This is a genomic window from Luteolibacter sp. (assembly GCF_058122085.1).
The window spans coordinates 1-6,809 of the sequence record NZ_JBIKBQ010000158.1 but is presented as its reverse complement, the minus strand read 5'-3'; the positions used below and the strand labels follow the sequence as shown (position 1 = coordinate 6,809).

General features: G+C 62.7%; 6 protein-coding genes. All 6 read right to left on the bottom strand.

What is annotated here, in order from left to right:
- Positions 1-408 precede the first annotated feature (408 nt).
- Positions 409-2,919: a secretin N-terminal domain-containing protein gene (locus tag AC4DF4_RS17425; protein WP_490049383.1), complete on the bottom strand. Its 2,511-nt coding sequence runs from the start codon at positions 2,917-2,919 to the stop codon at positions 409-411.
- 30 nt (positions 2,920-2,949) lie between these two features.
- Positions 2,950-3,576 carry a hypothetical protein gene (locus AC4DF4_RS17420; RefSeq protein ID WP_490049382.1) on the bottom strand — a complete coding sequence of 209 codons (627 nt, stop codon included), beginning with the start codon at positions 3,574-3,576 and terminating at the stop codon, positions 2,950-2,952.
- 12 nt (positions 3,577-3,588) lie between these two features.
- Entirely contained in the window at positions 3,589-4,119 is a 531-nt protein-coding gene (locus AC4DF4_RS17415) for a hypothetical protein (protein ID WP_490049381.1), read from the bottom strand.
- A 70-nt stretch (positions 4,120-4,189) separates the two neighbouring features.
- Positions 4,190-5,431, bottom strand: coding sequence for a hypothetical protein (locus AC4DF4_RS17410; RefSeq protein ID WP_490049380.1), 1,242 nt, complete (start codon positions 5,429-5,431; stop codon positions 4,190-4,192).
- Positions 5,428-6,366: a type II secretion system minor pseudopilin gene (locus tag AC4DF4_RS17405; RefSeq protein WP_490049379.1), complete on the bottom strand. Its 939-nt coding sequence runs from the start codon at positions 6,364-6,366 to the stop codon at positions 5,428-5,430. The genes AC4DF4_RS17410 and AC4DF4_RS17405 overlap by 4 nt, the downstream gene beginning before the upstream one ends.
- On the bottom strand, positions 6,363-6,809 hold a 447-nt coding region (locus tag AC4DF4_RS17400; protein WP_490049378.1), incomplete at its 5' end, for a type II secretion system protein GspJ. The genes AC4DF4_RS17405 and AC4DF4_RS17400, both read right to left, overlap by 4 nt.

Genomic DNA, 6,809 nt, shown 5'->3' with positions numbered 1-6,809 from the left:
AATGCCTTTAAGGATTGGGGCCGTGGTTGCGAAAAAACAAGGCGAAGAGCCCCAAGGAGCGGCGGAATGCGTCCGCCGATGACCATGAGGAGCCAATGAGGTGAGCAAAGCGCTTTACATTGGCACTTCATGGTCAGGGCGAACACGTTTCGCCCCTCCTTGTGGCAAGCACTCGTAGCCAATCCCTAAAGGGTTGAACTACGTACAAAAAAGAGGCCGCCGGAGCACCCACCCCGACGGCCAAGCTGAACAACTTCAACACACCCGCGATTTTATTCGCGAACCGTAATGAGGCTGACAACTGCTGTTCACCCTTACATGAAAACACGAACTTTCGCACGGTCTTCAAGGGCGTTCGACCCCTTGGAAAAGGAGTCGTTCAAAAAAACGGGAATTATTTAAAAAATCTCAGCGGCGGAAGGCCGGGCGGATCGAAGGCTTCAGCGTACTGGCGGCGGCGGGTGCCTGTGGCTCAGGGGCGCGGGTGCCGACCTTGTCTGAGACGGGGATAGCGTCCACCGGCGGCAGCACGCCGGGGCCGTCGGAGAATTCGCGGGCCTTGCCGGAGACTTTGTAGCGGTTATCCATGTCCGCTTGGACGGCGTCGAGCGAGCGATCGCTTTTCACGATGGAAGGTTGAATGAAGACCATCAGCTCACTGCGGTCGTCTTTGTCGACTGTGGTGGAAAAGAGTCTGCCGAGGTAGGGGATGTCGCTGAGGATCGGGATGCCACTCTTAGTTTTGTCGTTTTTCCCGACGATCAGGCCACCGAGGACGATGGTTTGTCCGTTCGGCACGGTGGCCGTGGTCAACACTTCGCGGGTGGTGATACGAGGAACCTCGAGATCACCTCCGTTGGTTCCAGCCCCCGCGATAACTTGCGTTCCGTTTTGCTCATCGTTGAGGAGCGAAATTTGCATAGTGATTTCGTTATCCGAGTTGACCAGCGGGATGACCTCAAGCCTGAGGACGACGTCTTGATATTCGATGCTGGTGCCGGTGTTGTAATTGCCGCCGCTGGTGCCGCCTTGCGTGGGAATGGCGATGCGCTCGCCGCTGGAGATGGTGCCTTTCTGGTTATTTGAAGTAAAGATGCTCGGTCGTGAAAGAACTGTAAAATCGGTCTTGGACTGCAGCGCCTTGAGGTAAACGCCGAGGTCTCCAATGGTCCCAATTGCGCGCAGACCGCTGCCAGAGAGAGAAGCCGGATTGAAAGCGGGGAATAAGTAATCTCCTAACGCTGGCACCTCTGGAAGGGGAATTACGGGGCTATTATTGCCGCCGCCACCGAGTTTAAAATCGCTGCTATTGAATAGGTAATTCACTCCCGATTCCTTCGAGTTATTAAGCGCCATCTGGCCGATGACGGTGGAAATCATGACTTGGTCGGGCTTCACATCGATTTGATCGAGGAGGCGCTCGATGATTTCCAAGCCCGACGGCGGGCCTTGGACGACGATGGAGTTGGTGATGTTGTCGGCGACGAGAAGGGTGCGACCGACGAGGACGGACTCGGGGGCCGAGCTGACGCTGGGATCGCCGAGGCCTCCGCCGCCGGATCCGCCACCACCCCCAAAGCCGCCGCTGGATCCGCCGCCACCGAAGCTGCCGCCGGATGAGGAGCCGCCGAAGTTGGCTCCGGTGCTGTTGCTACGACTGCTGCCGCTGCGACTGCCGCCGCGACTTGAGCTGGAGGCTTGACCACCGGTCGATTGAGCGCGGCTTGCGCCGCTTTGAGCGCCGCCAGAGGCGCCACCGCCGCTACCGCCGCTACCGCCGCTACCGCCGCTATCGCCTGTGCCGCTGAAGGCTCGGGTGAGGGCGTCGCCGGCGATGGGCAGGAAATCCGAGACGGTGAGGAAGCGGAGTTTGCGGCGGAGGAAGTTTTTCTCGCTGGTTTCCACGTCGAACTCGCGGACGAGGCCTTCCACAAACAGCAGATCAACGGGGCGGCCCATGACGAAGATGCGGTTGGTGCGCGGGTCGGGGATGATCTGGACGGGGGTGTCCTCGCCCGCGCCGCCAGCGGACGAGCCGCCGGTTTGCGGGATGACTCCCGGAGGCGCGGCTGGGGCGGCTGGGGCGGCGTCGGCGCGCTGGATGCCGGCGGTTTTCTGGGTGGATTGCTGGGCGGTGAGCAGGGCGGTGAGGGTTTCGGCGATCTCGGTGACGTCGGCGAACTGGACCTTGATGAAACGGGTGCCTTGGACGGAGCCGGGCTTGTCGATTTCCTTTTTGAGGTCGATGAGCTTGCGGATGAGCGAGGTGTTTTCGGTGATGACGACGGCGGAAGCGTTGGCGACGGCGGCGATGGAGCCGTAGGCACCGAACTGGCCGATGATCTGGGTGAAGGTGTTGACGGCCTCGGCGGGCTTGATGTAGCTGAGCGTCATGACATAGGAAATGACGGCGTCGCCCTCGGGCAGCGTGTCGTTTTCGTTATAGACGGAGACGCCGCGGTTGGTGGGGCGGATGCCGCTGGTGTGGGTGAGGATGTCGAGATTGGGGTTTTCCGCGTCGGGGACGAAGACGAAGCCTTCGATGGTGGCGGCTTTTTTGAGGAGCTCGGCGGCCTCGGCGAAGGTCAGCGGGTCTTGCGGCGTGGCTTCCTGGACGAAGGAAAACTCGGCGACGGAGGCGGCGGCGGAGACGATGACGCGGCGGCCGGTGTAGGTCCGGTAAAGTCCGGAAAGGGCGTTGCCGCTGAGTTTCGGCTCGTTGATGTCGTCGATGATTTTGGTCTGACCCAAAGGCACGCCGGGGTTCGGGGCGGGCTGGTTCGCGGCGGGCGCACCAGCCGGGGCGGGCGGAACGACGCCGGGAACAGGAACTCCGGGAGGAGCGACCGGGGCGGGTGCTTGACCGAATACGGAGGCGAGGCCGAGAAGAAGGAGGGCGATGGAGCGTGTGACGGACATGGAGAAAAGTGGGAATTTCAGATTGGAGAATTAATTACCGCGGCGTGTCGGCCGCTGGCTGGTGTGAGGCACGGGCTGGGCGGGTTGGGGCTGGCCAGGTTGCGCCGGGGCACCGGCTTTGGGAGCGGGTGGCGGGACGACGCGAGGGCGCGGTTGGCGCAGCGGTTGGGCTTGGCCGGGTGGAACGGGTTGAGGGGGCTGGCCGGGCACTTGGGGCGGCGCGGCTTGCGGCGGGGCTTTGGCGGTGGCAACCGTGAGGAGTTTCTCGTCGAAGCTGACGGTGCCGGTCATCGAGCCGGAGGACATGCGGACGACGGTGCCAAGCGGGTCGCCGGGCTTGCGGGTGACGCCGAGGATTTTGAAACCGCTGACGGTTTTGTCGGAATCGACGGTGATGCGCTCGTCGGGCTTTTTCTTGTTAATGAGCGTCACGCGGTAGCGGTTGCTGCCGGTGATGGGGGAAACGCCGATGAGCGCGTAGTCATCGAGCGGATTGTTCTCCGGGCCGGCCTCGGGCGGCGGCGGCTTGGAGGTGAACGGGGAATTGGTCCACAAGCTGGTGTAGCGGCTGATGGGCGCTTTTTTAGGCAAAGCCGCCTCGGCCAGGCCGGTGAGGGCGAGGAGCAGGAGGACGGAATGGGAGACCGGAAATTTCAAAATGCGCGCGGGTTAAGTGGTGGCAGGGACGAACCATTGCTCGATGGTGGCGGTGCAGTCGATCTGGGTGTCGTCGGTTTGGTTGGGCGTGAGCCGGATTTGCGAGGCGATGCGGAATTGGTCGGGCATGTTGAGCTTGTCGAACCATTGATAGAGCGCCTGCTCGGTGCCGGTCACGGTGATCTGGATTTTCGCGCGGTGGAAATGGCGGCCCTCGGTGGAATCGGTGGGAAGGGGCTTTTGGGTTTTGATGGTGAGGCCGGTGGCCTTGGCCTGGCTCTCGGCGAGCTGCTGGAGCTTGGTCTGGACGTCTTGGTTGGCGGCGGGCTGGGGTTCGTGCTCGGCCAGCCAAGCCATCTGGTCGGTCACTTGCGCGTTGCTTTCGCGGAACATCTCGGCGGTGGCGAGCTTTTGTTGGGCTTGGTCACGCCGGGTGTTGACCTCCTGGCGCTTGGCGGTGGCGAAGTTGAAAACGAGCAGATTGAGAATCGCAAATCCCGCGATGGCGAAGAAGATGATCAGTTTTTTTTCGCGGACGGACATGGAGAGGAAGAGAAAAATGGACGGGCTGTTGAGCGGTTAATGCCGGAGCGGCGGGATTTTGTCGGTGAAATCAAGGCTGCGCGGAGGGAACTTCGGCGCTGAAGACGAACTCCCAACCGCGGGTGGATTGGTTGGGCTCGGGAGTCTGCCACTTGAAATTGGCAAGGTCGGTGTTTTTACCAAGGTTGAGGCTGAAGGTGTTGACGGCCTGGAGCTGCGGGGCCTCGCCGATGAGCTTGATTTCGGTGGCGCTGATGTCGGCGGTTTTGAGGCGGAGGCCGCTGTTGGGCGGAATGCAGGCGGAAATGCGGTTGAGGATATCGACCGGCGAGTTCGCCAGGTCGATCGCTTGGGCGAGTTCGTCCCACTTGGCGATGTGGGCGGCGTAGGCCTCGCCTTCGGGAGCGGCTTCGGCGGCTTGTTGGAGGAGGTTTTGGGTTTCCGAGCTGTCCTTCCACAAGCCGTAGCCGAACCAGCCGATGATGCCGAGGTAGATCAGGGCGACGGCGGCGGCTCCGAGGATGATGGTCTGGCGGCGCTGGGCCTCGCGGCGGGCGGCGCGGACGTCGGCCGGCAGGAGTTTGCTCAGCGGAACCGGCAAGGCGGGTGCCGGGCGGGGCGAAATTTCGACCGGAGCCCTGAAGGCGGCGGCGAGGGCGGCGGCGTTGGGATTTTCCGAACTCGTCCACAAAGCGACGCGGGCGGGCTCGATCTCAAGGCCTTGCATCGAAAGCTGGATGAGCGCGAGGCGGATTTCCCGGGCGAGGGCCTCGTCGGGCTCGGCGGAAGTGCCGGAAGTGGCTTGGCAATAAACGAGGTTTCCCTGATGCGAGAGGGCGAACACCCAGCGGCCGAATTCTTTCCAGACGGCGAGCGCATCGCCGGTGAGCGGGTAGGCGCGAGCGGAAATATCGAAGCTTTTCGGCCCGCGAGGCGGCATTTCGCCTTCGCCGGGAGCGCGCAGCTGGATGGAGACGAGGGCGGTGTTTTCCGCTTCGCGGGCGATGACGAACAGGTCGGTGAGCTGGCCGGCCATCGGGTCCGGGCGGAGGCCGAGGCGCTCGGCATGGAGCGCGGCGAGGTCGGGGAACAGCGCGTCGTCATCGCTGGAGACGAGCATCGGGATGGCAGTGATGGATTTCACCGGGAAAAGCAGCAGGAGATCGCCGCCGGGGAGGTCGGTGAGATCAGAGGCGCGCTCGACGGAGGTGGCCGCGTGGAGGGTGAAGGCCGCGCCGGTGGTTTGGCCGGTCCAGATTTCCCAACCGGATTCGCCGGGGACGAGAAGCACGTTGTCAGTGGTTTTGCTCACGGGATGATTTCTTCAGTGCGTTCGAGGAGGGCCGGTTTCCCGGTGCGGTTGCGGACAATGGCGGTGATCTTGCGTTTGGCACCCTCCGCGAAGCCGATGCTCTCGATGCGGGTGGTGGTGTCGTTCACGGTGAAGCGTTTGGAAATGTCGGGGCGACCATTTATATCTATTCCCAAAAGATCAAGCGCGGCGGCGGCATTTTGAAAAGGAACGTCGTCGATGGTGTCGCGCTGGCCGTCGGTGCCGCGGACGGTTTCGGGGATAATGTCGGCCTGGTCCGCGGTAATCTCGGCGGCGGCGGCGATCAGCTCGGCGGGCGCTTCATTGAGATCGAGCGGGCCGCCGCTCCAGATCGTGAACCAGTTCCGCCAATCCGGGCGGACCGCCTCGACGAGATCCATGCCGCGGACGAGGCTGACTTCATCGACGTCGTAAAACGGCCGGTTGAAGGGCTGGTTGATGCGGCCCACGCTCTCGTAGTATTTTTTCTCCGCGCCGTTGAGTTGTTCGTCGTCATTGGCGTCGACCCAGTCGGCGAGCGCGTCGGCGATTTCCTGGGCGTCTTCGAGTTCGAGTCCCCAGTCGATGAACATGGATTTGAGCAAGGCTTTGTCGTCTTGAAGGATGAGGGCGTTGATATTGAAGCGGCCGCCTTCGGAGGTGACTTTGACTTCGTAGCTCTCGCCGGTTTCGCCGTTGTTGTAGCGGAGGAGCGGGTCGGAGCGCTTGACGACGGGATTGGAGCCGACGGCGATGCCCATTTCCGCGACTTGGCGGGCGCGCGAGCCGTGGACCTTGGCGGAGGCGAGCTCCATGTCGAACGAGATCACCCGCAGCGTGGCCATGCAGGCCATCGAGAGAATCGCGATCAGCCAGAGCACCGCCATGAGCGCGGCGCCGCGAGGTCTGCGGGTGCTGACGGGGGAGGGGATCATTGCTGGGGAACCTGAAACTGAGGAGGTTGCGCGCCGCCGCCGGGAATTCCGCCGGGATCGATCTGGATGGGCGGGATGCCTCCGTTCGCGCCATTTCCGCCGCCGCCGGCAGGAGCGCCGCCGCCTTGCTGCATTTGGCGCATCACAACTTCCGGGTTTTGCTTCGGCGGGACCCAGAAAATCTGGCGGATTTCCTCGCCCTTGGCGCCGATGGCGAGGGTGAGTTCGATTTGCAGCGGCAGGCGGCCCTGCATTTCCCAGTCGAATTGCCACTCCATCGAGCGGCCGTCGAGAACGCGCCATTCGAAGTAGGCAACGTCGGTGAGGAGGACGATTTCCGCGAACGGTTTGTTGTCGCCGGCGGAGGATTTGAAGGCGGACGCGGAATCCGGGAGAATTTCGTTTTCGTAGTATTTCAGGACGACGTCGAGGTAGCCGCTGCG